General features: G+C 43.4%; 23 protein-coding genes. 8 read left to right on the forward strand and 15 right to left on the reverse strand.

Going from position 1 to position 25,957, the window contains the following annotated elements; all coding sequences use genetic code 11:
* Window positions 1-3: 3 nt before the first annotated feature.
* The 5 genes from AC1DU2_RS08730 to AC1DU2_RS08750 all read right to left on the reverse strand — a co-directional run bounded on the left by AC1DU2_RS08730 (window position 4) and on the right by AC1DU2_RS08750 (window position 4,300).
* The gene (locus tag AC1DU2_RS08730; protein ID WP_477383759.1) at window positions 4-1,026 is read right to left on the reverse strand and encodes an amidohydrolase family protein; all 1,023 of its coding nucleotides are present in this window, start codon (window positions 1,024-1,026) and stop codon (window positions 4-6) included.
* A gap of 130 nt (window positions 1,027-1,156) precedes the next feature.
* Complete coding sequence (locus tag AC1DU2_RS08735) at window positions 1,157-2,671, reverse strand: S41 family peptidase (protein WP_477383760.1); 1,515 nt, start codon at window positions 2,669-2,671, stop codon at window positions 1,157-1,159.
* A 54-nt stretch (window positions 2,672-2,725) separates the two neighbouring features.
* Window positions 2,726-3,346 (reverse strand): HAD family hydrolase, encoded by a 621-nt coding sequence (locus AC1DU2_RS08740; RefSeq protein WP_477383761.1) that lies wholly within the window; start codon window positions 3,344-3,346, stop codon window positions 2,726-2,728.
* Window positions 3,324-3,632 carry a hypothetical protein gene (locus tag AC1DU2_RS08745; RefSeq protein ID WP_477383762.1) on the reverse strand — a complete coding sequence of 103 codons (309 nt, stop codon included), beginning with the start codon at window positions 3,630-3,632 and terminating at the stop codon, window positions 3,324-3,326. The genes AC1DU2_RS08740 and AC1DU2_RS08745 overlap by 23 nt, the downstream gene beginning before the upstream one ends.
* A gap of 14 nt (window positions 3,633-3,646) precedes the next feature.
* Window positions 3,647-4,300, reverse strand: coding sequence for an ABC transporter ATP-binding protein (locus AC1DU2_RS08750; RefSeq protein WP_477383763.1), 654 nt, complete (start codon window positions 4,298-4,300; stop codon window positions 3,647-3,649).
* Between the two features lie 180 nt (window positions 4,301-4,480).
* On the opposite strand from AC1DU2_RS08750, the gene AC1DU2_RS08755 reads away from it, so the two are divergent.
* The 3 genes from AC1DU2_RS08755 to AC1DU2_RS08765 all read left to right on the forward strand — a co-directional run bounded on the left by AC1DU2_RS08755 (window position 4,481) and on the right by AC1DU2_RS08765 (window position 9,432).
* Complete coding sequence (locus tag AC1DU2_RS08755; protein ID WP_477383764.1) at window positions 4,481-7,585, forward strand: sensor histidine kinase; 3,105 nt, start codon at window positions 4,481-4,483, stop codon at window positions 7,583-7,585.
* 3 nt (window positions 7,586-7,588) lie between these two features.
* Window positions 7,589-8,842 (forward strand): ADP-forming succinate--CoA ligase subunit beta, encoded by a 1,254-nt coding sequence (gene sucC, locus AC1DU2_RS08760; RefSeq protein ID WP_477383801.1) that lies wholly within the window; start codon window positions 7,589-7,591, stop codon window positions 8,840-8,842.
* Between the two features lie 92 nt (window positions 8,843-8,934).
* Window positions 8,935-9,432: a DUF4304 domain-containing protein gene (locus tag AC1DU2_RS08765; protein ID WP_477383765.1), complete on the forward strand. Its 498-nt coding sequence runs from the start codon at window positions 8,935-8,937 to the stop codon at window positions 9,430-9,432.
* Window positions 9,433-9,468: 36 nt separating this feature from the next.
* Here AC1DU2_RS08765 and AC1DU2_RS08770 read toward each other — a convergent pair whose 3' ends face one another.
* The 5 genes from AC1DU2_RS08770 to AC1DU2_RS08790 all read right to left on the reverse strand — a co-directional run bounded on the left by AC1DU2_RS08770 (window position 9,469) and on the right by AC1DU2_RS08790 (window position 13,671).
* Complete coding sequence (locus AC1DU2_RS08770; RefSeq protein ID WP_477383766.1) at window positions 9,469-10,659, reverse strand: winged helix-turn-helix domain-containing protein; 1,191 nt, start codon at window positions 10,657-10,659, stop codon at window positions 9,469-9,471.
* Between the two features lie 606 nt (window positions 10,660-11,265).
* The gene (locus tag AC1DU2_RS08775) at window positions 11,266-11,883 is read right to left on the reverse strand and encodes a DUF1579 family protein (protein WP_477359782.1); all 618 of its coding nucleotides are present in this window, start codon (window positions 11,881-11,883) and stop codon (window positions 11,266-11,268) included.
* Window positions 11,884-11,975: 92 nt separating this feature from the next.
* Window positions 11,976-12,941, reverse strand: coding sequence for a cytochrome-c peroxidase (locus tag AC1DU2_RS08780; RefSeq protein ID WP_477383767.1), 966 nt, complete (start codon window positions 12,939-12,941; stop codon window positions 11,976-11,978).
* 11 nt (window positions 12,942-12,952) lie between these two features.
* Window positions 12,953-13,342 carry a hypothetical protein gene (locus tag AC1DU2_RS08785; RefSeq protein WP_477359778.1) on the reverse strand — a complete coding sequence of 130 codons (390 nt, stop codon included), beginning with the start codon at window positions 13,340-13,342 and terminating at the stop codon, window positions 12,953-12,955.
* A gap of 218 nt (window positions 13,343-13,560) precedes the next feature.
* On the reverse strand, window positions 13,561-13,671 hold the full coding sequence (locus tag AC1DU2_RS08790; RefSeq protein WP_477383768.1) for a hypothetical protein: 111 nt from the start codon (window positions 13,669-13,671) through the stop codon (window positions 13,561-13,563).
* 270 nt (window positions 13,672-13,941) lie between these two features.
* Between AC1DU2_RS08790 and AC1DU2_RS08795 the strand changes: the two genes are divergently transcribed.
* Window positions 13,942-14,835: a DUF6193 family natural product biosynthesis protein gene (locus AC1DU2_RS08795; RefSeq protein ID WP_477383769.1), complete on the forward strand. Its 894-nt coding sequence runs from the start codon at window positions 13,942-13,944 to the stop codon at window positions 14,833-14,835.
* 894 nt (window positions 14,836-15,729) lie between these two features.
* Here the strand turns inward: AC1DU2_RS08795 and AC1DU2_RS08800 are convergent.
* Window positions 15,730-17,370 (reverse strand): FMN-binding glutamate synthase family protein, encoded by a 1,641-nt coding sequence (locus tag AC1DU2_RS08800; protein WP_477383770.1) that lies wholly within the window; start codon window positions 17,368-17,370, stop codon window positions 15,730-15,732.
* A 286-nt stretch (window positions 17,371-17,656) separates the two neighbouring features.
* Between AC1DU2_RS08800 and AC1DU2_RS08805 the strand changes: the two genes are divergently transcribed.
* Window positions 17,657-18,199: a YceI family protein gene (locus tag AC1DU2_RS08805; RefSeq protein WP_477359768.1), complete on the forward strand. Its 543-nt coding sequence runs from the start codon at window positions 17,657-17,659 to the stop codon at window positions 18,197-18,199.
* Between the two features lie 207 nt (window positions 18,200-18,406).
* On the opposite strand, the gene AC1DU2_RS08810 is transcribed toward AC1DU2_RS08805, so the two are convergent.
* From AC1DU2_RS08810 to AC1DU2_RS08825, 4 genes are all read right to left on the reverse strand, one after another.
* Window positions 18,407-19,066, reverse strand: a complete 660-nt coding sequence (locus tag AC1DU2_RS08810; protein ID WP_477383771.1) for a GDSL-type esterase/lipase family protein — start codon at window positions 19,064-19,066, stop codon at window positions 18,407-18,409.
* A 3-nt stretch (window positions 19,067-19,069) separates the two neighbouring features.
* Window positions 19,070-19,558 (reverse strand): cytidine deaminase, encoded by a 489-nt coding sequence (locus tag AC1DU2_RS08815; protein ID WP_477383772.1) that lies wholly within the window; start codon window positions 19,556-19,558, stop codon window positions 19,070-19,072.
* 231 nt (window positions 19,559-19,789) lie between these two features.
* The gene (locus AC1DU2_RS08820) at window positions 19,790-21,685 is read right to left on the reverse strand and encodes a DNA topoisomerase IV subunit B (RefSeq protein WP_477359762.1); all 1,896 of its coding nucleotides are present in this window, start codon (window positions 21,683-21,685) and stop codon (window positions 19,790-19,792) included.
* A gap of 236 nt (window positions 21,686-21,921) precedes the next feature.
* On the reverse strand, window positions 21,922-22,587 hold the full coding sequence (locus tag AC1DU2_RS08825) for a hypothetical protein (protein WP_477383773.1): 666 nt from the start codon (window positions 22,585-22,587) through the stop codon (window positions 21,922-21,924).
* Window positions 22,588-22,849: 262 nt separating this feature from the next.
* On the opposite strand from AC1DU2_RS08825, the gene AC1DU2_RS08830 reads away from it, so the two are divergent.
* The 3 genes from AC1DU2_RS08830 to AC1DU2_RS08840 all read left to right on the forward strand — a co-directional run bounded on the left by AC1DU2_RS08830 (window position 22,850) and on the right by AC1DU2_RS08840 (window position 25,899).
* The gene (locus AC1DU2_RS08830) at window positions 22,850-23,143 is read left to right on the forward strand and encodes a GNAT family N-acetyltransferase (protein ID WP_477359758.1); all 294 of its coding nucleotides are present in this window, start codon (window positions 22,850-22,852) and stop codon (window positions 23,141-23,143) included.
* Window positions 23,144-23,887: 744 nt separating this feature from the next.
* Window positions 23,888-24,652, forward strand: coding sequence for an ABC transporter ATP-binding protein (locus AC1DU2_RS08835; protein WP_090651231.1), 765 nt, complete (start codon window positions 23,888-23,890; stop codon window positions 24,650-24,652).
* A gap of 134 nt (window positions 24,653-24,786) precedes the next feature.
* Entirely contained in the window at window positions 24,787-25,899 is a 1,113-nt protein-coding gene (locus AC1DU2_RS08840; protein ID WP_477383774.1) for an ABC transporter permease, read from the forward strand.
* The last annotated feature ends 58 nt before the right edge of the window (window positions 25,900-25,957 follow it).

Below are 25,957 nucleotides of genomic sequence, written 5' to 3' on the forward strand. Positions count from 1 at the left end.
TTATCACTGCATAGCCTGCACCTGCTTATCGCTTAACCTAAGGAAGCGCACTGCATTGTTAAAAAAGATATCCCTCTTTTCTTCTTTAGTCAAAAAATCAGCGGCCTGGATTGTGTCAATACTTTTTTCAATTGCACCAGGCCATACCATTTGGTCTGATCCATACATGATTCGCTTACTAAACCCTGCATTAACCAGTCGTTGTAAATAATAATAAAATTCCTTTTTTGGCAAAATATAGCTGATTACTCCAAGATCGACATATAATTGCGGATAGGCATATAACATGGCAAGCATATCATCAATCATCGGCCAGCCGGCATGCATGGCATATAAACGCAATTTGGGATGTTTTACCAAAACCTCTTCCAGTATCAAAGCGCTATGCATCCTGGCCCGGTAGTGTTTGGCTCCTAAAAATATCACACCGGGTGGGCCGGGCCCTATATGGATACCAACAGGAATATCCAGGTCTTCGGCCATTTTAAGGTATGGTTCAAAAGCGGTATCGGTAGGTAAAATACCCTCGTATTGCAAGGCTATCTCCCCAAACACCTTAAACTCGCCTGATTTAAACAATTTAGTTAAAGAATCGACAGAAAGTTTTTGCCTTTTTATTTGAGCAAAATCCCAGTACACCGCATTCAGTATTCTCTTTGGCGATGCCGCCTTCCATTTGCGCACCTTATTAATATCCCCGCTGCAAACGGCATAAACGTTCCGTTTTTCTAATATTTGCAGAGATAGCGATCTCAACGAATCGTCTGTAGTAGGCGAAATAACAGAATACTCATTCCATTCCCCTGTTTTTAAGGCCCCGATAAATGTCTCGCCATAATCATGCTGCGGGTCGTTGGCGCCAAAGGTTTTAAAAGGTGCACCTACTTTTAAAGGAGGGGGGCCCTGGTCATCAGCCGCCAGGGCATGCAGGTGCATATCTATTATAGGGGGCTGTTTTTGGTTTTGGGCAAGTGCTTCACTTGTAAAATCTAAAAGCAAAAACAGCGCGAGTATCAAGTTTTTCATGCAGGCGAAATTTAAACCTAAAATAGGTTTTTCCGCCAGTCCCACAGTAATAAAACTTTGTTTTTTAACGGATTATAAAAAAAGCCGCTCCATAAATTGACGCGGCTTTAAAATTCGTTATATACTCTGTTTATTTATGACGAAGTTCCTTTTTCCCTCCTACCATTCCTCTAAACTTACGTTCGTCTAATTTCAGGGTCATGGTGTTTACCTGGTCGGCTGTCATGGTTTGTGATTTGCCCAGGCTTTGAACTCTTGGCCCGGATACAGCGTAGGTACCTGTTTTAACAAAGTTTAAAGCGTGTTGCAATAACACTTCTGTACTATCGCCAAAATCTTTGGTAACATCATCGTAATCATTTTTACCTGGGTAATCGGTGGTGCCAGGATTCATACCAGCGTAATAGCCGCCTACGCCGGCCGAGTTTTTAGTTTCAAACTGCGGCACATATAACTGGTATTTATTAATATCTATAGCAAAAAAGCCTACCGGTTTACCATAGCTTGTGCGGCCAATAAACTGTACATCCATTTCGGGGCGCAGGTTATTGATAGTTAATTCGCTGGCCGAGGCTGTTGACCCGGTTACAATAAAAAATACCCGGCTGATATTTAACGTGCCGTTTTTAGCAAAATTTACGGTGTTGTTTGCAGGTAAAAAGTCGCCTTTTTGAATATTATATACCGCACTCAACAAGGGGTGATTATCGGCCTGTAGCTTATCGTTATAATAATAAGTGTACATTTTCGATCCGTTTTTAGCAGTCGGCACAATCAGGTTGTCTAAATATTCGGCTGTTGATACATAGCCGCCACCGTTATAACGTAAATCAACTACCAACTCGGTAACACCAGCATCGGTAAAAGCTTTAAACGCCTTTAATAATTGCGGGCTGGCATTGGTTGGCGAAGTAAAGGTATTAAACACCACGTATCCCACTTTTTTGGCACCCTCGGTAAATACTTTATAGGTTAAAACCGGGTTTGTGGTATAAGTTGCCACGGCTAATGAAACATCAGCAGATGTCCCGTCGGGCTTTTTCACGGTCATGGTAAGCGGGTCGGTTCCAAAAATAGCATTTACTACAAACTGAACATTTGTTCCGTTATCATAATCAAGACTGGTACGGCCGTTTATTTTGGTTATCTGGTAACCTCTTTTCAGCCCCGCATTATCTGCCGGCGAACCGGGATATACGTATTTGATGCGCAAATCCGTAGTTTCCTGGTATAAAACCGAAAAACCAAAGTCGCCGTTGGTACCACCTAATTCTGTAGATACCGAACCGTCATCGATAAACGAATATTTAGCCGAACCCGGATCTGCCGCGTAATACTCATAAGGCTGGCCCGTGGCTGGGTTTATTTTGTATTGCGAAATTTGGTCAACCTCTTTGGTAAGTGCATCTGCATCGGCAGATGCGGTGATCTTGCGTGGCTGAAATGTTTTGTAATCGGGTATGGCATCGTACCATAAATAAGTTTCCTTGGCATACAGATAAACAGAATCTTTTATCAAATCAAGCGTAGTACCCATTTTAGTAGGGGCAGTTAATATACCATCATCAGTGGTGGTATTTTTCTTTTTTGAGCAGGCGGATAAACCGGYTGCCAAAATTATAGTTAAGTAAAATATTTTTTTCATGTACAACGAGTATAATGTGTTAACGAAATAAAAATAAGTATGTTACAACAGACGTTACAAAAATTTATCGACGCTGATATAGTCAATCCCAACAGTTTCAGCACATAAATTATCTACCTCCGAATTACCTATCATCAAAATATCCCTACGTTGCAGGTTATGTTCCTGCATTAACAGGTGTATTACATCGGGCTCTGGTTTTGGGGCGGTTTCATCGGCCAGGTAGCAGGTAAGATACGGTTCAAGCTTATGCCACTCTACCTGTTTTATCTTATTTACCTGTTGTATAACTTTCCCGTTGGTAACAATAAATAGCTTTTTACGGTCAATAACCACTTCCTGAAGTAAGGTAAGCATATTTTGGTATAAAAGCAATTTCAAGGGCAGCTTGGCGGTGTCAAAAAGGCCGTAAAATTTATCCCTGTACTGCGCAGCAACAGGAAACTCCTCTTCAAGTTTATCAAATACAAACTCCGGCCCTTCGGCAACGTAGGTATCTGTCATCAAGCTAATTACTTGTTTGGCATCAACCAGTTCAACATACTCCAGCATATTTGCAAACAGATAGTAAACCTGGTATATATAATCTTTGGCCGGATATAAAACATCATCCAACTCCAGTACAAACGCCGTTTTGCGCTTATCAATATCTTTATATGTTATCGTCGCCGGCAATGATTGTTATATTATATTCGTTAAATAATACTTCCGATTGTTTTAACAGTTCGGTTTCCCGTTCACGGAAGAGGTAAACCGTGCCTACCCCTAAGTCGAGGCATAAAGCCAGCATTTCGTGCGTATAACTGGGCGATGCAGGGTTAGGCAGCCGAATGAGCTGGCCGGGCTTCAGCATAAAATCCGGCAGGTCCATGTAATCGCCCATGATTATGTCGGCGCCGTTTAATTTGTTTTTCTGCTTGTAAGCCGGTGCAGCGTTTGCTGCCGTTATCAGTATCTTCAATTTAATAGCTAAGCTTATGGTACAATTAAACCGTCTTTCATAATAACCGTACGGTCAGACAGGTTGGCAAGATCCTCATTATGAGTAACAATTACAAAGGTTTGGTTAAAATCCTTACGCAACTTAATGAAAAGTTCATGCAATTCCAGCGCGTTTACCGAATCGAGGTTGCCCGATGGTTCGTCGGCAAATATCAACGCGGGGTTGTTGATCAGAGCACGTGCAACAGCTACGCGCTGCTGCTCACCGCCCGAAAGCTGGTTCGGTTTATGGCTCACCCTATCGCCCAGGCCCAATAAATTCAGTAGCTCTTTAGCCTTTTTTTCGGCCTCTGATTTTGATACACCTGCTATAAACGCCGGGATGCACACATTTTCCAGGGCGGTAAATTCGGCCAGTAAATGGTGAAACTGGAAGATAAAGCCAATTTTCCGGTTCCTGAAATCACTCAGATTTTTATTGTTAAGCTGGCTTAGCTCGATATCATTAATATATAACTGACCCGAATCCGGCCTGTCTAACGTGCCCAAAATATTAAGTAAACTGCTTTTGCCGGCGCCCGATGCGCCAACAATGGTCACAATTTCGCCACGTTTAACCTCCAGGTCAACACCTTTCAATATCTGTAACTGCCCGTATGACTTGTAGATGGATTTAGCTTTAAGCATAACGCAAAGTTACTATTTTGGTTGATTTTATCGCGGCGTTGATAACCTGCTAAATTTTAGCTAAATTTAAGGCGATGATGTTAAAATAGTATAACAAAATATACTAAAACCCGTATAAAAGGCGACAATACAAAACTTTAAAGTAGCAATAAACTTATCGCAAACACCTAAATATAAGATATGCGCCTTCTGATAGTTTGCTGCATTATACTTTTCAATGTATCACTTATAAATGCTCAACAGCTATTTGTTGAAAAATATCCAATGAACGTTTACGGCGCCGGCATTCAAAGCTGGACTATGGCACAGGATAACCAGGGAGTGCTGTATATTGCCAATAACGATGGCGTTGTTAAATATGATGGCCTAACCTGGGATTTAATGCCCATTGCCAATCAAAACTATGTGTTTTCGCTGGGGCTTGATTCAAAAAACGAGATTTTTGTAGGATCCTATAACGAGCTTGGTTATTTCAGGAAAGATAGCGCAGCAAATTACAAGTATCATACCCTATTACCCCTGCTTCCCAAAACCTATAAAAACCTGAATGATATACGCCAAACAATAGTTTTTAACGACGAGGTATTTTTCAATAACAATAAAAACATTTTTCGGTACAGCAAAGGCAAGCTTAAAATACTCAACATTGCCGATAACTGGTTATTTAGGCTAAAAAAGCAATTGTTTTCGTTAAGCGGTAATGGCTTGTTAGTTTATAAAAACGGCGGGTTTGCCGATGCCGGTTTTGGCAAGCAACTAGCCGGATTGCAAATAAAACGAATTGCCGATTATGAAAATGGTGAATACCTTTTGCTCGACGATAATAACCGGATATGGTCATTAAACCCGTTGGAAGCCGATAGCAGTAAAAAAATGCTGCTGCTTACCAAAAATCCGGTTACCAGCACCAAAAATATTCCTGTGCGAAGCCTGCTATACATGGATATAGGGAAAATAGTAATGGCTACCGAGGAAGGCGTTTATATTTTAAACAGGGCTGGCCAAACGGTAAACTTCAATTCAAAGGATATGCTGGGGCTTAACCTTAATACCGGCTTTTGCTTCCTGGATAAGGCCCAAAACATTTGGCTTGGCGCTGATACCTATATTACACAGTTGATTTCAAGTTCGCCCTTATCCATATATGACAATAATAATGGCCTCGATGGTACCATATTGTCCCTTGGTAAAAAAGGCAACGATTTATATGTGGGTACCGATAAAGCACTTTTCTATAAAAACGACAATTCAACGTTTTCTGCCATTCCCGGAACCGAAACGGAAAACTGGAACATGTTTAATTTCGGCAACAAACTATACTTAGCTCATCGTACCGGGGTTTTTGAAATTCAAGGCAAAAAAGCCATCCCTTTAATTCATCATTGGTTTATCCAAACCCTGGGTGAGGTAAAAAACAAGCCCGACTGCATGATTATGGGCACCTATAACACGGGCATCTGGCTTCTATCAAAAGAAGGCAATACCTGGCACGAAAAAAAGATCAGGGGTTTTGAACAGGAAACCCGCTATATACAACAGGACGACGAGGGTAACGTATGGATAAGCCATTACAATAAAGGCATTTATAAGCTAAGGCTGAACGCGCAGATGGATTCGGTAATCAGCACGGCCTTTTATGATACAAAAAACGGATTGCCATCGACCCTTAACAACCGGATTTACCACTTAAACGGCCGGATTATAGCTGCTACCACCAATGGTTTTTATAGCTACAACAAAACAAAAAACAGGTTTGAGCCCGATGCCATACTTGGTAAGGTAAGCCAGGGCGTTTGCATTTATACAGCTACACAAACTGCCAAAGGCGATATTTACTTTTGGGGTGCGCCATCAAAAAAAGAGCAAAGTGCAGGAGCTTTTATTAAGCAGCCCAATGGCTCATTCAGGTTGCTGTTTACGCCGTTTAAAAAAAATGCGTTGGCTACGCATGGCCTGCTGCCTGTTGATGTAGATGCACCCGTACTTGCAGCTGGCACCAACCAGGTATGGATTGGTAATTTAAAGCGGGTTGTTAATTACATCCCCAATCAGCCAACTTATTACCATAAACCTTTGCCGGTATACATCAAAACCGTAAAGGCGGCAGATTCAACCATTTTTGCTAACGGGGCCGGGCTGCCGCAAAACGATATTCCGTTTTCAAAAAACAGGTTGAAATTTGTTTTTACAAGCCCGTTTTTTGAGGACGCCGATAAAATTCAATATCAATACCAATTAAACGGGTTTGAAGATAAATGGTCGGCCTGGAGCCATGACCGCGAAGTTTCATTTACCAACCTTGCCGATGGCGATTACACCTTTTTTGTGCGGGCCAAAAATATTTACGGGCAAATAAGCCGCACAGATTCCTATTCGTTTCATGTTACTGCGCCCTGGTTTAAAACCTGGTGGGCTTATTTATTATATGCATTTACAGCCGCGCTGTTATTTTACCTGTTCGGTATATTAAACAATGGCCGTATTAACAGGCAAAAACTGGCGCTTGAAAAAAAGGTGAAGGAAAAAACCAGGGAATTAAGTGATAAAAACGACGAGATTTTGGCCCAAAGCAAGGCGCTGCAGGAATCAAATTTAACCAAAGACAAACTTTTCAGCATCATCTCGCACGATTTAAGGGGGCCAATTGGCCAGCTCAAACAAACCCTCGATCTGGTAAAATCCGGTTCGATCTCGCTGGAAGAATTAGAGGAGCTTATCCCCCATCTCGACGAAAACATTGGCTCGGCATTTAGCCTTACGGATAACCTGCTTTACTGGGCAAAAAGCCAGATGGACGGCATCCAGGTAAACCCGGTTTTATTTGACGTAATGGAAATTGCCGACGAAAACTATCACCTGTTTAAATTGAACACCGACAACAAACACATTGAACTGGTTAACAACATTAATAAAAGCATTGCTGTTTACGGCGACAGGGACATGATAAAACTGGTATTGCGCAACCTGCTTGGCAATGCCACTAAATTTACCGCGGTTGACGGCAAAATAACCCTGGGATACAGCACCAAACCCGGCTTTGTTGAAGTGTATGTAGAAGATACCGGCGGCGGCATGTCTGCCGAGGATATTGCCAAAATATTCCGCAAAGAAAATTTCCATAAAGATGGCACCTCGGGCGAAAAAGGCTCGGGGCTGGGGCTCTCGCTTTGCCAGGATTTTATCGAAAAAAATGGCGGTAAACTAACCATCCAAAGCAAATTGGGCCAGGGCAGTAAAATTTCTTTCTGGCTAAAAGGTGATGATAAAATAAGTACTGTCAAATAAACGCTGCAATCCTCCCCTACTTTAAACAAAAATTGTAGATTTACCGCAAATTCTTCAAAAAACATGAATATCCACGAATATCAGGGCAAAGCGATATTGAAAAGCTTTGGCGTACGAGTACAGGAAGGCATTGTTGCTGACACACCCGAAGAGGCTGTTGCAGCTGCCCAAAAATTGAAAGAAGACCTGGGATCAAGCTGGGTGGTTATAAAAGCCCAGATACATGCCGGTGGCCGTGGTAAAGGCGGTGGCGTAAAGCTGGCCAAAAATCACGACCAGGTTAAAGAAATTGCAGGCAATATTATTGGCATGCAACTGGTTACCCCACAAACCGGACCCGAAGGTAAAAAAGTTAAGAAAATTTTAGTAGCCCAGGATGTTTACTACCCCGGCGAAAGCGAAGTAAAAGAGTTTTACATGAGCGTACTGCTTGATAGGGCTAAAGGCCGTAACATTATCATGTACAGCACCGAAGGCGGCATGGACATCGAGGAAGTTGCACACTCGACCCCCGAACTGATATTTAAAGAAGAAATTGACCCTAAAGTTGGCTTGCAGGCATTCCAAACCCGCAAAATAGCTTTCAACTTAGGTTTATCTGGCGAGGCTTTTAAGGACATGACCAAGTTTATCGCCGCTTTATACAAAGCTTACGATGCTACCGATTCATCGCAGTTTGAAATTAACCCGGTTTTAAAAACATCTGATAACAAAATTTTAGCTGTTGATGCTAAGGTTAACCTGGATGATAACGCACTGTACCGTCACCCAGATTATGCCGCTATGCGCGATACCGACGAGGAAGACCCTACCGAGGTTGAAGCAAGCAAATCAAACCTTAACTATGTAAAGCTTGACGGTAACGTAGGCTGTATGGTTAATGGCGCAGGTTTAGCTATGGCCACTATGGATATTATTAAAATTGCCGGCGGCGAGCCTGCCAATTTCCTTGACGTTGGTGGTACTGCCAATGCCGAAACCGTAAAAGCAGGTTTCAACATCATCCTGAGCGATCCAAACGTTAAAGCCATCCTCATCAACATCTTTGGTGGTATCGTTCGTTGCGATCGTGTTGCACAAGGTGTTATTGATGCCTACAAAGAAATTGGCAACATCCCTGTACCTATCATTGTACGCCTGCAAGGCACCAACGCCGCCGAAGCAAAAGCACTCATCGATAATTCAGGATTGAAAGTATTCTCGGCTATCTTACTAAAAGAAGCTGCTGAAAGAGTTAAAGAAGTATTGGCTTTGTAGTTAAAGCTGATTGAAACATATATTGAAAGGGGCCTTGTGCCCCTTTTTTGGTTAAAAACTAATTGCATATCCCAACCCTAAAAACTAACCAAATGGATGCAAAGCAAAAACAAACTGCTTTTATTAAAGCCTATTTAAAACCGACGCTAAAACAATTCGGCTATTCAACCAACAGCCAGACATGGTGGAAAACCCGTGACGACTTTCATATAGTTATTAATCTTCAAAATTTTTCGTGGAATTCAAAAGACGAAGTTAATTTTTCCTTTAACATAGGGATCGCACTTAAAGCTACTACAAAGGATAATTCCAAACCGTCATACCATGATCTTAATATCCTAATGGGGCAAAATGGGTATTTACCTATTAACCGTTTCGTACACGATTATCATAACAAAACGGGATACATCATTAAAACAGGTTCTGACTTGGCAACGTTCATAAATGAGTTTCAGATAGATTTTGAACAAAACATTTTGCCGACACTGGATGACCTTAATACGTTAGAGGACTGCATAAACTACTACCAAACTATTCCATTTTGGGGCGAAAGTTTAAGGCAACAAATTACAGATTTAGGGCTACGTTAAATTTTCAAATCTAAAATTTGCATGATCCCCTTGCCATCAAAATGCCCCACCAATAGCCTCCAAATAATCATCCCGGTTCGACTTTTTGAAAACAATATCCCGGCACTTGTTAAATTGTACAAACGCCTTTAGCGCTACTGTTATCTTCCCTATCATAGCCTCGTCAAGCTCTGTCTCTTCAAAGTGCAGGTTGTGTACAAGCAGTATTTTTTGTTTCCTGTCGGCTTTGGCATCCATGCGAGCTACAAATGTATCGCCTACCAGTACCGGTAACGAGAAATAGCCATACTTACGTTTGGGCGCGGGTACAAAGCATTCAATTTGGTAGTCAAAGTCAAAAAAGTCCTTCAGCCGGTGCCTGAAAACATTCAGGATATCAAAGGGCGAAAGGATAAAGGCATCACCCGCCAGTTCAACCTCAGTTTGCTGATCGGGCAGCATATAAAGCGGCGCGCTTTTCAGCCCATCTACCTGTACCATGCGCACTTCACCTGTAGCTACCATTTTCTCCAGTTCTTTTTTAACCAGGTTGCCCTTCACGTAACGGGCGCGCCAGGCCATTTCTTTAACGTAGGCAATCCCCAATGCCCCCAGCGTACGCCTGATCACAAATCGGGCAAATTCCTCTGCCGTGGGCATGGTTAAATCCGTATCCGCGGGAATTAAGTTCATCGGCACATCATATACCTTATGGAAAGCCCTGGTGCGGGTAATGGTCAGCTTGCCGTCAAGGTACAACCTTTCCAGCGCCACTTTGGCCGGCCGCCAGTCCCACCAGCCCGAGCTGGCTTCCAGGCGGTCGTTTTCAAAATCGCCAACCATCAGGGGGCCTTCCCGTTCCACCCTGTCCAGCACTTGTTTCATAAGGCGGGTTTCGGCCGGGCTTACCGGCTTCCGGTTTACCGAAAAACCTTCTTTAACTGGCAGCGAAAAACGGAAATCGCCCATCGGAATATAACCCGCGTCGGAAGTAAAATATTCAAAAATCCGGCCGTCGGCGGTTAGTTCGCCCAGCCATTCCGGCTCATAATCGGGCACCCGCGCGGCCATTACGTGGTGGTGCGCCCGTTCAACCACGTAATTAGTATCCAACTGCACAAACCCCAGGTGATCAATCAGCCGGTAAACTGCTTCAATCCCCGTCCCAAACTGCGCCTGCCGGGCCAGGCCAGCGGCATGGAGGATGATTTTGCGGGCCTGGGGTTTGGTGAGAGTTAGTGGTTCCATAATTCAAAATAAGGAAATAATTTGCAGATGGGACAGCTTCGCGCGAATTGTTGCGGGGCAAATACACCAAAACTGGGTTAACATAACTTAATACATTTCAAACACAAAATACACCAAACACCTGATAATAAACAATTTATATTAAAATCATGGTTAACACTAAACTGACGTCTCGAGTAACTGGAGTTGCCGAAGTATTGACAATTTCAGTCTTGATTCTTGACTCTTAATTCTTGATTCTTCTTCATGGCGATGCCTGCGGCCCGGGCTGTACACTCATACGCGCACAAGGCATTAGGCGCCTGGCAGGTATCCGTTGCCATCCCTATCGCGGGGGGGAGTTTGGCTGAACTCGGATTAGGCAGTTTTTTCAGATTACAGGATTTTGCATACTTCAGACCTAAAGCACTCACAAGTACCCCATCGCTCTTGCGCTAAAGTGAACTTTGCCTTCTCATAACACGTCCCGGACTTATTTCGGGATCCCACAGAACAGGCAACCCACTTGATGTATACGTAGCATGTGAGGTGCCGAAACGAGTTCGGCAGGACTTTGGGAGTGATTGCTAAATTGTTACCATAAAGGCAAAAGTTGCTCACTTACTGTTATTTACCGGTGGTCTTCGTGTAATCCAGTTCCCTTACTTTAACAAATGCATTGCCCTGCATTTCATAAAACTCTTCCTTGTAATGGGTGGCATCCTGAATAGTCAAAATCCGGCGGTTCTTTTGAGCTTGTCCGGGGATTAGCTCATCATCCCATTCATAGGTGAACGCTTGCCCTGCAGGGTCAAAAGTGCCGGTTTGCATTTGAATGTCGCTGCCGATATGATTATTGATAGAGGTGCTGATGTATTTCTTTTTGGGGTTGTCAAACCCTTCAATTTGCATGCTTTGGTAAAAATCCTCCTTCATTTTCCCCTCGGCAACGGGTACAGGTAGTTTCCCGCCTGTCATTTCAACGCTGTAAAATCGCCCGTTGTAGATGGGCTTACGCACCAGCGTACCTTTAACAAAGGCCAGCTTTGCATCCTGAAACAGCCAGGTGCCGGCAAGTTTTCCCAACTGCGCGTGTGCTGTCCCCGGCCGGGAATAATCAAGCAATTGCGTCATGGTGTCGGGTTGTTTTGGCGCCTGTGCGTACACTGCACTACTAAAAGTTACATAGCTAAAGATGGCCTGACATAACCTGATTAACACTTTCTTTAAAATTATTTTTTTCATAAGATAGAGATGTTTATAAACTTAGTAAATTCAAATACCTGCAAACCCACAATAAACCTGGATAACGCGTGCCAGGCCACCCTGCTATCATGTTAAGGCTGCGTCTTTTTCAGCGTCCCCGCAAACCGTTTGTCGGTTAATGAAACCAGGAAATTCTCCAGGTCGGTTTTTTCCTGTTCAGTTAAATTCATTGGCGTTTTAAGCAGGGTATCGCGGTTAATGGAGTAGGGTACAATTTTATCCGGGTCGTTGTAGTAGTCAATTACCTGTCGCAGTGTTTTAAACATGCCGTTATGCATATAAGGGGCGGTTATTGCCACGTTACGCAAAGCGCCTATCTTGAACCTGCCCAGGTCATTTACCTTTTTGGTAACGCAGGCGCGGCCGCTATCTGACATTTTTTTTCCGTCATACAAACCGATGGAGCGAAATTCGACATCATTGAAGTCGGGACCGAAATGACACTGGATACAACGCCCCTTGGTATTAAAAATAGTAAAGCCCCGCCTGGCCGATTCGCTAACGGCGGCCTCATTATCATTCAGGCGCCAGTCGTCAAATGGCGAATCGCCGGTTTCCAGTGTACGCTCAAATGCTGATAATGCCTTGGCTAAGTTATTGGCATTGGGCGCTTCGTTAAAAATGGTTAAAAATGCTGTTTTGTAATAAGCATTGTTTTGCAGTCGCCACACGGCTGTAGCTAAGGGCATATCCATTTCAATAGGATTTTGGAGCGGGATCAGGGCCTGTTGTTCCAGCGTGGTGGCACGCCCGTCCCAAAAGAAAGCTACCTGTAAGCTCATGTTCATAGCTGAGGGTGTGTTACGCACACCTTTCCTGTTGTGTACACCTAAGCTGATGGCGGAAGTATCGGAAAAGGCAAACTCCTCTTTGTGGCAAGACGCGCAGCTGATTTTTTTAGTGCGGGAGAGTATTGGGTCAAAAAATAACTTGCGGCCCAATGCTGCAGCCGTTATTTGTTCCGGATCATTAAACGCGCTTAGCGAAATAACCAGGATGAAACCAAGCGCAAATAGGGTGATGCAAAACTTTTTCATGCACGATGTGGCTATTTGGCCGCGGTTATTTTTTTAAATAGCAATCCATCAGTCCCTTGCCTGCGGCCCATACATGTATCCTGTACCACATGAAATTTAAGGGAGTCTTGCCGGCCAAAAAACTCAACCTTATAGCTACCTTCATATTTGGCGTTGCAGGTAGGGTCAGACATGTGGAGTGTATCATTGTTCATATGATAAGTTCCGCTTACAAATTCCTTTTTATTGATAAAACCATCAAAGGTTCCATTGGCTCTGAAAATGGCCAGAAAATTAAAGGGCGCTCCCTGGTAAGTGCCGGTATGTTCCCATTTCCCAACCAGGAGGTTAGTCTCGGTTTTAAAGGCGATAGCGGAGGATAGCATAATTACTAAAGTGCTAAGCAGGCAAAATTTCTTCATGGCAGTGTTTGATGATGATCGGGATATCTCCAAAAAAACAAAATTTCGTCCGGCTTTAATTGCGCGTATGTTGCAAATACTTTAGAATATGTTGCATGTAATAGCTCAGCGATGAACAAATAAGGTGCATAACCCCTTAGTAAAAGTTTTGAGTGGCCGCCTGCTGGTTGATGACCTGTTGACCTATTTTATAAAACATCCTGTAAAGCACAAGCCTTTCAGCCCCTGATCCTCTTCACAATCTCCTCCTTTTTCATTCGCGAAACCGGGATCTGGCTATTGTCGTCCATTCCAATAAAGCCGCCGTCTGATTTTACGTACGAGGCCATTTTTTTAAAATTGATGAGGTGTGATTGATGGGTACGTAAAAAATTGACCGTTCCAGCAGTTCGTGGTACTCTTTGAGGGTTTTGCTTGCTAAATATTTTTTGCCATCCTCTAAGTAAATATGCGTATAGTTCCCTTCGGTTTGTAACCCCTTTAGCGCCATTCTTGCACAATGGAAACAAGCGATGCACACTTGTGACTTTCCCAAACCAAAAAATTCCCCTCAATCGCCCAAACCTTATTAACTTACACCAACCTTTATCATTCACCACATGTTAAAAAAGCTTTTCGCCATATTGTTTTTACTGCTTTGCCTGGTTACAATGGGTGTTTGGGTAGTAGGTTCGCACGGGCAGCTGCAATTCAGGCCGGGAATGGCTCAGGATTGGGTAATTGTTTCAATTATCACCACCACATTCGGGTTGTTTGTGTTTTTAATGTTCGGCAAAGGCAAAAAAAGCGGCAAGTATATTGAAATAGAGACGGTTGGCAGCCTTGATAAAGCCCTTGATTTGGAACTGGCTAAAATAAATTCTGCTTTTAGGGTAGCGGTTGATGAGGACATCAAAGTAAAGTTCCCGATTGTTTATGCCAGTGTCGAAAACGGAAATAAGTTTTCGCAAATATACATCGCCGCAAAACGAAAGCTTTACTTGCCCGATTTTTGGCGGGATGGTGTTTGTTTAGCCAACGGCTCAACACCCGATATTAATCAGCTTGCTATGGCTATTGATTACTGGCTTGGTAATAACATTACAACAAAAGCACTATATCAAAAATTCCCGTTTGTTACACCCAATGATAAAGCCCATGCCTTTGACATAGGCCGGGAGGTTGAATATAGCTGGCACCAAACATTAAACCACCCGCCAACAGACCACTTAAAAGAGTTTATCAGCCTAGCAATGGACGACGAAGTTTTAAGCAAACTTTTCCCGTTCACCAGCCTAAACAGACTTTGCTTTAGCAAATGTACCGGCTATCCCTACACCGGCGATATAGCAACTATAAATCCGGTTGACGAAGGCTATTTTGAAGTAAGATTGCCCAACAACCAACTACTGGGCAGCGGAACAGCAGCAGAAGCCCTAAAAATACTCAAAGACAGCCTCCCTGCCGATATTGGCCCGGCAGTAAAGGGAACGGCAGAGGATCTTTTGAAATGAGGTATGCTGGCAGAACAGCTTTTTAGTTGTTAGAATCAGAATTTTTCACATGTAAATGATTTTTCAAAGGTGTTCAAGAGGGCTGAGCCGTTTTCAGGATTTGAGAATTTGCAGAATTTTAGTTGCGTATGTTTATATGAAAAAGCTCTCGTTTTCCCCAAAGTGTCAGCAGAACAGCTTCGGGCAAAAACTGTCAAAACGATGGTGGTCAGGGCAGTGGCAGGGCATAGGAAGTTTTGCCAGAAGGGGCGACCTGTGCGGCAAAGCAAAGGGGCAAATAATTCCAGCCCAGGTTTTGGCCGTTTTGCAGGGCAAAGGCCCGTGCGCAAAGAAGCATTTCTGCTGACTTGATTTTTTGGTTACTTTTGTTTCAAGACAAAAGTAACAGCCCTCCCGCGGCGAATGAGCGGGCCAATGTCGTAGCTTCTACAAAATAATTTCGCAATCCACAAAAACATGAAGCATAGTTTGGAGATTGTTTCGTTCATCACAATGGCGGTTGTGATAGGTGATTGTGGATGCCCCCCAAATGATGATCAGGAGAGGGGCTTTTTTATTTCTGTAGCTGGCTTTCTATGCCGGAAAATTTCCTGCTTTATTCTAAAAAAGGCGTAAATCAACAGGGTTAAGCCCAGGATCCAAAACAGGGCATAAAAATTTCTTAGCTTCTCCATTCTATGCAAATATAATAAAGGTGCTGTTGATTAATTGACATCAAATCGTCCTTGTATAGCCCCGTTTGCGTAGTTACGAGATTGCCACGCTATCTCTTACAATGACGTGCTTGTAAGTTACTGACTGTCAATATCAAACTACCGTCATTGCGAGGTAGTTTGTTGCAGTTCCTGTCTTGCTACTTGATACTTACTACTTAATACTCCAAAACCAACTACTTCATACTATATACGAACTCACATTACTGTAATCAATATTGGTTACTACGCTATAATCCGGTAAAAAGGTATTCTCGCTGCTCAGGGCCATGTCCAGTTCAAAACTGGCGGGGTATGGGGTGTTCAGCAGGCTGCCTTTGGGGATATAGGGGAACAACTCGGCATAAGTTTGAATCTGGCTGTGGTTAATGCGGCGGTAAATGAACATGCGGTGCAAATCGCAGGGTTTGCTGAGGCCGGCGGCACCTATCATCTGGATAGCGCTGCCTACTGTGGCCTTGTGAAAATTGGCTACACGTACCTTTTTATCGTCGACCACCAGTCCGCGCATCAGGCCTTTATCCTGCGTAGCCACGCCGGTTGGGCAGGTATTCATATTGCACTCCAGCGCCTGGATGCAGCCCAGGGCGAACATCATGCCGCGGGCGCTGTTACACATGTCGGCACCGATGGCAAAGTTCTTCACCAGGTCGAAACCGGTAGCTACCTTGCCCGAGGCAATGAGCTTGATATGTTTTTTAATATCGAACCCAGTCAGGGCATCGTACACAAATGCCAAAGCCTCGCGCAGGGGCATACCTACCGAATTCGAAAATTCAAGCGGGGCTGCGCCGGTGCCGCCCTCGCCCCCATCAACGGTGATAAAATCGGGGTAGATGCCGGTTTTAACCATCGCTTTGCAAATAGCCAAAAATTCGCTTTTATGGCCTACGCACAATTTGAAGCCGATGGGTTTGCCACCGGATAGCTCGCGCAGTTTTTTAATAAAGGTGGTTAAGCCAATAGGATCGTTAAAAGCGGTATGGTACGGTGGCGATACCACATCCTGCCCCATCTCGACCAGGCGGATACGGGCAATTTCGGGCGTTACCTTGGCTGCCGGTAAAATACCGCCATGCCCCGGCTTGGCACCTTGCGACAGCTTAATCTCGATCATTTTTACCTGCGGCAGCACGGCACGCAGGGCAAAGGCATCATAATCAATAGTACCATCCTTATGGCGGCAACTAAAGTAGCCGGTGCCTATCTGCCAGATAATATCGCCGCCGGGCTGCAGGTGGTGGTCGCTCAGGCCGCCTTCGCCGGTGTTATGGGCAAAGTTATCCAGTTTGGCGCCGCCGTTAAGGGCCAGTATGGCATTCTCACTCAGCGAGCCAAAACTCATGGCCGAGATGTTGAATACGCTGGCCATATAAGGCTGCGTACAATCGGGCCCGCCAACTTTTACACGGGGGGCCATATTTAGTTTATGGTGATCAATAGCGGCAATGCTGTGGTTAAGCCATTCGTAGCCGTTTTCGTAAACGTCAAGCTCGGTACCAAAGGGGCGGGTATCATCAACCATTTTGGCCCGCTGATACACTACGCTGCGGTTTTGGCGGTTGAACGGTGTACCGTTGGTATCACTTTCAACAAAGTACTGGTATATTTTGGGCCGCAAATCCTCCATCAAAAACCTCAGGTGCCCAAACACCGGGAAGTTGCGCACAATGCTGTGCTTTTTTTGCACCAGGTCATAAAAACCCACAGCATAAATGGGCACCATAATAATGAACGACCATGCGGCGGGTTTCCAGATGATGGTCCACCCTGCCAGCGCAGCAAATATGATAAAGAATGAAACTATAAAAAGCTTTCTCATTTTTTTAGGTTATGAGTTGTGCGTATTGCGTTTTGAGTTGAAAAAGTAGCCTTTTACTTACAACAACATATTAATTACTTAACATTGATATGGTATGTTTGATTTTAGTGGTTAGTCAAATCTAAAAAAACTCCTGACTCAAAACTAAAAACTTAAATATTTAAACTTTTACGCAAGTGTATGGTTAAACTTGTATCTCATTGTCTGCGAATTGTAAATTAGCAATAATAGATGTTTAAACATCTATTATTGTATTATCTTTGTATCAACAAAAAAAACAAATATCATGTCAACACAAACAGCAACAAAATGGGTTATCGACCCAATGCATTCAGAAGTACAATTTAAAGTAAAACACTTAGTTATATCAACCGTAAGCGGCTTTTTCAAAAGCTTTGCCGGTGAGTTAATCACAGATAACGATGATTTTGAAAACGCCGAGATCGACTTTACGTTAGATATCGATAGCATCGACACTAATCAAAGCCAACGTGATGAGCACTTGAAATCGGCTGAATTTTTTGATGCAGCAACCTATCCAAAAATCAGCTTCAAATCAACTTCATTCACCAAAACCGGTGACGATGAGTTTGCTTTAAAAGGCGATTTAACTATCAAAGACGTTACTAAACCGGTATCGTTAGCTGTAGAATTTGGCGGTTCGGCTGCTGATTTTTATGGCAACACCAAAGCAGGTTTCGAAATCAGCGGTAAAATTAACCGTAAAGAATTTGGCCTTACCTGGGACGGCGTTACCGAAGCCGGCTCAATTGTAGTAGGCGAAGACATCAAACTGTTAATTAACGTTCAGTTTGCCAAACAAGCTTAATTGTTTGAATGCTGTTGCTGTGTTTTAATAATTAAAATGCCGCTGTTGTTAAGTATACGTAACAGCACGGCATTATTGAAAACAGCAAAGCAATACAAACTTTAAATAAAAAGCCATCCCCAAAAAGGATGGCTTTTTTGGGTTAAAAGGGCATCTAAAAAGCTCCCCACCCGAGGGGATTATGTGCCGGCTTTAATCTTTTGTTACCTATTTCACCAACGGTTTCAGCACCATCTCCCATTTATCATAGCCATTTGGGTTTAAATGCAGGTAATCGCCTTTAAATAAACTACTATCCGGTTGGGTTGTACCGGGCTTGTATATTGCCGGCACTAAATCAACATAATGGCTTTTGGGCTTATCCTTCAGGTAGGCTTTGATCAGGTCGTTAGCTTTATACACTTCGGCATAATATTTAACGCGCGACGGGCTTGGCTTTACCGACATAAAATAAATTTCTGTTTTAGGCAACCTGGTATGAATGATAGCCCACAGCTTGGTAAATTCATCGGCTACAAATTGCCCGGATTTACCAGCGGCTATGTCATTTTCGCCGGCGTAAATGAATATTTTGCGGGGCTGATATGGCACCAGGATATAAGGCGTATAATAATCAACCAATTGTTCGATGGTGCTGCCGCCAACGCCGCGTTTAATAATAGGCTTATCGGCAAAACGTTGTTCCAGATCGCTCCATAAGCGAATGGACGAACTGCCGATAAATAAAATACCGTCCTTTTTAGGGAAGCTCACGCTATCCTGGTGTTTAAAAGCCCTGATCTCGTTATCAAACGGGAAGCCCTGCTGCGCAAATGCGTGGGTGGTAAAGGCACAGCCAATAAGCAATAAAAGCAGTTTTAATTTCATGGGTTATGTAGTAAGGCGTTCTTCAAAAAACAAAAATGGCAGTTGGTTTTCAATGCCCTGTATTACCCAAACCGGCCCCTGCTGTGCATATAAAATAATTTTAATGGGTTTGTTTTGCTTTTTCTCAACTTCGGCCAATACCTGTAGGCATGAGCCACATGAGGTTACCGGCCGGGTAAGTTCAAATCCATCTGTATGGGCGGTTACGGCCATAGCTTCAACAGGATCATTGGGGTGATTGGCCCCCCAGTAAAATAATGCTACACGCTCGGCACACAGGCCGGATGGATAGGCTACGTTTTCCTGGTTACTGCCGTAAATAATTTTTCCGCTTTGCAGGCGTAACGCTGCCCCTACCCTGAATTTTGAATATGGAGAATGGGAGTTTTTTAATGCTTCGGCTGCTTCAAGGCACAGCCTGTAATCGGTTTTATCAAGTTGCTCAATAGCGTCGTATTCATCGAACGCTATTTTAATTTCGTGGTTAGTCATGGCCTCACCCTGCCCTCTCCAAAGGAGAGGGTTCTTTTTTTAAAAGTTATATAAAAAACTATCCCCCTATCCATTTAAAGAATAGGGGGATACAAGGTAATGAATATTTTCGAAATATGTTTTGATATACTTAAATTGTCTGAACCGGAATTTATCGAATTAAAGAATTAGCAGAATTTTAAAAATTCGAGAAATTCCGATAATCCTAAAAATTCCGGTTCAGAAACCTATTTACACCGCCACCGGCAATGCCACACCGTCGGCCTCTTCGGCTACCAGCGGGTTAATGCTTTCGTCATCTTTCTCAACCCGCAGGTTGTTTACAATGTGCATTTGGCGGGTTGGGGTATTTTTGCCCATAAAGTATTCCAGCAGGCCTTTAATATTAGCATCTTTCAGGATCACAGGGTCAAGGCGGATGTCTTTGCCTATAAACAAGCCAAACTCATCGGGCGATATCTCGCCCAGGCCTTTAAAGCGGGTAATCTCGGGCTTGTTGCCTAATTTGGCTATGGCGTTACGGCGTTCCTCATCGCTGTAGCAATAGATAGTTTCTTTTTTATTACGCACCCTAAATAACGGCGTTTGCAGGATAAAAACGTGGCCCGCTTTTACCAGGTCGGGGAAAAACTGCAAAAAGAAAGTCATCAGCAGCAGGCGGATGTGCATGCCATCCACGTCGGCATCGGTAGCTATTACGATGTTGTTGTACCGCAGGGCATCCAGGCCATCTTCAATATTAAGGGCGTGTTGCAGCAGGTTAAATTCTTCGTTTTCGTAAACTACCTTTTTGGTTAGGCCGAAACAGTTAAGCGGTTTACCCTTTAAACTAAAAACTGCCTGGGTCATTACATCGCGCGATTTGGTGATACTTCCACTGGCCGAATCACCCTCGGTAATAAACAATGTAGTATCCTGGCGGCGCTCGTGGGTATCTTCAAAATGCAGCTTACAATCGCGCAGCTTGCGGTTATGTAACGATGCCTTTTTGGCGCGTTCGTTGGCCAGTTTTTTGATGCCTGCAATATCCTTACGCTCCCGTTCTGATTGCAGGATACGTTTTTCTAAAGCGTCTTTAACAGCCGGATTTTTATGCAGGTAATTATCTAATTCCTTTTTAACAAAGTCGTTAATAAAAGTACGCACAGACGGGCCTTCGGGGCCGATGTTTTGTGAACCCAGCTTGGTTTTAGTTTGCGATTCAAAAACCGGTTCCTGTACCTTAATAGCAATTGCGGCAACTATTGATGCCCGGATATCGGCTGCATCAAACTCTTTTTTATAAAACTCACGAACGGTTTTTACCACCGCCTCGCGAAACGCCTGCTGGTGGGTACCCCCTTGCGTAGTGTTTTGGCCGTTTACAAACGAATAATATTCCTCGCCGTATTGCTGCCCGTGTGTCATGGCTATTTCAATATCCTCGCCTTTAAGGTGGATGATAGGATAGCGCAATGTTTCTACATCGGTATTACGGGTAAGCAAATCATACAGCCCGCGTTCCGAAAAATATTTTTGACCATTAAAGTTAATGGTAAGGCCCGAGTTAAGGAACACGTAATTCCAGATCATGCTCTCGACAAACTCCGGGATAAAACGGTAATGCCTGAAAATGGTATCGTCGGGTATGAAGTTGATAGCGGTACCGTTACGCTGGGTGGTTTCTTTTTCGGCTTCATCACGAATCAGTTCGCCTTTGGCAAATTCGGCCAGCTTGGTACGGCCCTCGCGGTATGATTGTACGATGAAATTGTTTGATAGCGCGTTTACCGCCTTGGTACCCACACCATTTAACCCTACCGATTTTTGGAAGGCCTTGCTATCATATTTACCACCGGTATTTATTTTACTTACGCAATCAATAACCTTACCCAGCGGGATGCCGCGGCCATAATCGCGTACCGATACTTTATGATCGCTCATATTTACCTCGATGGTGCGGCCGCTGCCCATTACAAACTCATCTATCGAGTTATCTACAATCTCTTTAAGCAATACGTATACCCCATCATCGTAAGCCGAGCCATCGCCCAGTTTACCAATGTACATACCGGGGCGCAAACGGATGTGCTCCTTCCAATCGAGCGAACGGATACTATCTTCACTGTAATTAACTGGTTCTGCCATTTATAAAGTAGAATTTTAAAATAGGTGTCACTATGCACCTATCTGCAAAAATAAAGTTTCGGCAATGAATTGAGTGTTCAAAACTGTCAACTTATTAACATTATATCTGAAATACACGAATGCACGCTAATTAAAGCGAATTTCACGAATCTCATGACTATCATGATTAACTGACAAGAAAATCCACTCCTCAATTCGTGAAATTCGCCTTCAATTGGTGCGAATTAGTGTGTCTATTAATGGGGCTTAAACTTAAGGCAGTTGCTGGCCCTATCAATGTTCCTGAAAAACTCAGCATCTTTTTCGTTGGTAAAACAAACCGCCATAATGGTACCGGTATGGTTACGCTGCAAAATAATAAGCAGGGCGTATTTGTAGCTCTTGGTATCGGGCATGTCCATCAGTGTTAACAGGTACGATTTACCCGCATCGGCATTATAACGGGCCAGCACATTGGCCGGGATAGACCTGACAGAATTATCCTGTTCGCCAGAAAAATTAGTAGCCTGCGCTTTACCAACCTCCAGGTATGATGAATCGGGATTTTGCTGCTCATGGTTGCGCTCCAAACTCAGCCAGTTTTGTTTTAAGGATTTTACCTGGAACCATATTTCAAACTCGCGCCCGGGAATTTCCATGGCGTAATCAAAAGAAAAATTCTCATTGTTTACAGCCTGTATTTCCCTGAAACCTTTGGGAAAGGTAAAAGTAACATTGGCATTGGCCAAAATTTTTGAAAACTCGCGAAATTGCGCGCTGCCCTTTACCGGTTTAACCGGTGTAGCAATGGCCGTTTTTTTCTTGTTGCCGGCCAAATATCGCGGGTGCTTTACCTGTGCAAAAGCGCAGATAACGCATAACGATAATATAGCATGAAGTAAAATATGCTTAAACTGCTTCACAATAGTTTTCATTAACGGCGAAACCAGGGATGTTTCTAAGTGTAATTCTATAAAAATAGAACCACAAATCAAAATTAATTAAAATTTAAAAACACAAACAACTAAGTTAATATCAGACATTTGCGGCCAGTTAAATAACATGCTGAACCGCTTGCTTGCTCTCTTTTTTAACCTATCAGCAACATTTGCCTAAAAATACAATAACAAAACGGCTTTATTAATTTTGTTGCTAATTTAGTTTCGGCACAAATTTTAAATAAACATGAAATACCAGGACATTCCACTTATTAATAACCAGGCCATTCATAATTTTGAACTCATTATAGATGGCAACAGGGCTTTTATTGATTACAAATTAAAAGGCGACAAAATTTACCTGATACATACCGAAGTACCGGCAGAGATGGAGGGCACCGGCGTTGCCGCGGCTCTTGTAGAGAAAGCTTTTAATTATATTGAAGATAACCACCTGAAAATTGTGCCCCTTTGCGCATACATTGTCGCTTATTTAAAACGCCACCCCGAGTGGAAGCGGCTGCTGGCGATTGCAGAGTAGGGCGAAATAACACCCCGCCTGTAAATACGGTATTTATGGGCGGGGTGTTTTTATAACTGCGGCCGATTTTTTTTCCGAAGGCGATTATCCGTTGGCAACCCAGCGCTTTTTTTTCAAACACTCACCGACAAACCACAGTTTCAGCCACACGTTCATCGGTAATTTTCCGCCGTTTACCGGAAGTTTGCTTTGCTTCGCCTAATAACCATAGCTAAAAGATCATTCTGTTTGCACTTTTGAACCAACAAATCGCAATCACCATGAAAACTTTACTTGCTATACAAATCATCCACCTGATAGTTAAAGCTGCCGAACACGCCGAAACTATTATTCACTCTATAGGCCATTTGATAAAATAGCCCCCCGCCCCCTGAAGGGGGAGCTTTATATCAGGTTTCATATAAATCAACGGTACTCCAATAATGTTAGTTATACAAAAACACTATAAAAAGGGAGATAAAATAAACCGGAACAGGGTATAATCGAAACCGAAGACAAAACGGTTAAAAGCACGATGAGCCCGTAACCAAAAACATAAAGAGCCTCACCCAACCCTCTCCAAAGGAGAGGGTTCTGAAAAATCAAGGTTTTTGAAAATAAAATATGTAAATCAAAAGTCCTCTCCTTTGGAGAGGATTATTCGCACTATGATGCTTTTGGGCGCTCATGAATGCTGTTTAGGTGAGGCTGGAGCTGTTTTAAATAATTCATTGATATTTCATTATTCTGTTGCATTTTTACCCTATGGCAAAACCACCCATTATCACTGTAAAAAACCTGGTAAAAAATTACGGCGATTTTGCTGCCGTAAAAGGCATCAGCTTTGAAGTTTATGAAGGCGAGATCTTCGGCTTACTTGGCCCCAATGGCGCCGGAAAAACTACCACCCTTGAAGTTATTGAAACCCTGCGCGAAAAAACATCGGGCGAAATAACTGTTGATGGCTTTAATATTGATACCGATAAAGACAGCATTAAACAACGCATAGGTGTGCAGTTGCAGGCAGCTGGTTATTATCCCAACCTTAACCTATCGGAGCTGATAGAGCTGTTTACCGGCTTATACGGGGTTGACAAAACCCCCACCGAAATGCTGGAAAAAGTTGCGCTTGTTGATAAAGCCAAAGCAAAATATAAAGACCTTTCGGGCGGGCAAAAACAGCGTTTTTCTATCGCCACCACACTTATTAATAACCCACGCATCATCTTTTTGGATGAACCCACAACCGGCCTCGACCCGCAGGCCCGCCGCAACCTTTGGGATTTGATCCGCGAAATACGCGACCAGGGTACAACGGTTGTGATAACCACCCATTACATGGACGAAGCCGAAGTGTTATGCGACCGTGTTGCCTTTGTTGACGGCGGCCACATCATTGGCATAGATACCCCCGATCATTTTATTGACCAGTTGGTAGAAACTGGTTTCGAACGTAAAAAACAAGTTAAACTGGCCAACCTGGAGGATGTTTTTATAAACCTTACAGGTAAGGAATGGCGGGAAGGGTAGAGAGCCTCACCTAAATCCTCTCCAAAGGAGAGGACTTTAAAAGAACAGAGATAATACATAATATCGTAAATAAATAAACCCCGTTTTTACCTCCCTCTCCTTTGGAGAGGGCCGGGGTGAGGCCAAATGAACTAATGAAAAGATATAGCAATACTAAAGCAACCCTGGCTATTGCCAAAGCAAGTTTTAGGGCCATACTACGCAGCCCGTCGGCGGTTGTGTTTACGTTGGCCTTCCCTTTAATATTTATAGTGGTATTTGCCAATATTGGCGGCGGAGCCCCTTCGGTTGATGTTGGCGTTGCCAAAGGTTGCGATACTGCAGGAAAGGTTTATCAGCAACTCAAACAGCGACAGTTGATAAATTTCATAACAGATCAGTCAACAGATGATATGAACAAGAACCTGGCTAAAGGGCAAATAGATGCTATTATAGATATTAAACCGCTGGTGCCCATGCAACCGCTGAATATAAAGGTGCAATACAGCCAGGCTTCAAACAAAGGAGGCATTTTAAAATCGATATTGAACAATATTTCCTACAATGCGCAGCTGGCCGAAATAGCCAAAATACAATCCGTATCAGGCTTTAAAATACCCGAAGCTGTGCACCTTGAAGAAACTACCGTATCCGGCCGCGCGTATAAATACATCGATTTTATTTTACCGGGCCAGTTAGGTTTTTCTATCCTGAGCAGCGGCGTTTTTGGTACTGCCTTTGTTTTCCTGAGTTTACGTTTAACATTGGTTATCAAGCGCTTTTTTGCTACGCCGGTTAAACGATCAAGCATTGTGTTGGGCGAGGCGCTGGCCAGGATAACCTTCTCGTTACTGGGTGCGTTGTTCATCATTTTAGTTGGCCATTACCTGTTTGGCTTTACGCTTATCCACGGGTTTATCACCGTAGTTAATATGCTGGTGCTCTCGGCTTTCGGGCTCATTATATTTATGGGCTTTGGATTCATCATTTCGGGCATTGCCAAAAACGAGGGCACGGTGCCTCCCCTGTCTAATATTATTACCATGCCGCAGTTTTTACTGTCGGGCACTTTTTTTTCTGTAACAGCTTTCCCTAAATGGCTACAGGTAATCAGCAATGCTTTGCCTTTAACACACCTAAACAATGCCATGCGCAAGGTGGCTTTTGAAGGTGCGGGCTTGGCAGATGTAACGCATCAACTCCTGATCCTTTTAATTTGGTTTGTTATTGTTTATGCTGTGGCTATAAAGACTTTTAAATGGGAATAGGTTTTAGTATCAAGTAGTTAGTATCAAGTAGTAAGATTTATTGTCCTAAGAGCAAACG

The sequence above is a fragment of the Mucilaginibacter sp. P4_C11 genome (genome assembly GCF_056402115.1).

Coding starts and splice junctions, on each gene's coding strand:
- AC1DU2_RS08730 (WP_477383759.1), bottom strand. CDS start 1,026: ATGAAAAACTTGATACTCGCGCTGTTTTTGCTTTTAGATTTTACAAGT.
- AC1DU2_RS08750 (WP_477383763.1), bottom strand. CDS start 4,300: ATGCTTAAAGCTAAATCCATCTACAAGTCATACGGGCAGTTACAGATA.
- AC1DU2_RS08755 (WP_477383764.1), top strand. CDS start 4,481: ATGCGCCTTCTGATAGTTTGCTGCATTATACTTTTCAATGTATCACTT.
- AC1DU2_RS08765 (WP_477383765.1), top strand. CDS start 8,935: ATGGATGCAAAGCAAAAACAAACTGCTTTTATTAAAGCCTATTTAAAA.
- AC1DU2_RS08770 (WP_477383766.1), bottom strand. CDS start 10,659: ATGGAACCACTAACTCTCACCAAACCCCAGGCCCGCAAAATCATCCTC.
- AC1DU2_RS08775 (WP_477359782.1), bottom strand. CDS start 11,883: ATGAAAAAAATAATTTTAAAGAAAGTGTTAATCAGGTTATGTCAGGCC.
- AC1DU2_RS08780 (WP_477383767.1), bottom strand. CDS start 12,941: ATGAAAAAGTTTTGCATCACCCTATTTGCGCTTGGTTTCATCCTGGTT.
- AC1DU2_RS08785 (WP_477359778.1), bottom strand. CDS start 13,342: ATGAAGAAATTTTGCCTGCTTAGCACTTTAGTAATTATGCTATCCTCC.
- AC1DU2_RS08790 (WP_477383768.1), bottom strand. CDS start 13,671: ATGGCCTCGTACGTAAAATCAGACGGCGGCTTTATTGGAATGGACGAC.
- AC1DU2_RS08795 (WP_477383769.1), top strand. CDS start 13,942: ATGTTAAAAAAGCTTTTCGCCATATTGTTTTTACTGCTTTGCCTGGTT.
- AC1DU2_RS08800 (WP_477383770.1), bottom strand. CDS start 17,370: ATGAGAAAGCTTTTTATAGTTTCATTCTTTATCATATTTGCTGCGCTG.
- AC1DU2_RS08805 (WP_477359768.1), top strand. CDS start 17,657: ATGTCAACACAAACAGCAACAAAATGGGTTATCGACCCAATGCATTCA.
- AC1DU2_RS08810 (WP_477383771.1), bottom strand. CDS start 19,066: ATGAAATTAAAACTGCTTTTATTGCTTATTGGCTGTGCCTTTACCACC.
- AC1DU2_RS08815 (WP_477383772.1), bottom strand. CDS start 19,558: ATGACTAACCACGAAATTAAAATAGCGTTCGATGAATACGACGCTATT.
- AC1DU2_RS08820 (WP_477359762.1), bottom strand. CDS start 21,685: ATGGCAGAACCAGTTAATTACAGTGAAGATAGTATCCGTTCGCTCGAT.
- AC1DU2_RS08830 (WP_477359758.1), top strand. CDS start 22,850: ATGAAATACCAGGACATTCCACTTATTAATAACCAGGCCATTCATAAT.
- AC1DU2_RS08835 (WP_090651231.1), top strand. CDS start 23,888: ATGGCAAAACCACCCATTATCACTGTAAAAAACCTGGTAAAAAATTAC.
- AC1DU2_RS08840 (WP_477383774.1), top strand. CDS start 24,787: ATGAAAAGATATAGCAATACTAAAGCAACCCTGGCTATTGCCAAAGCA.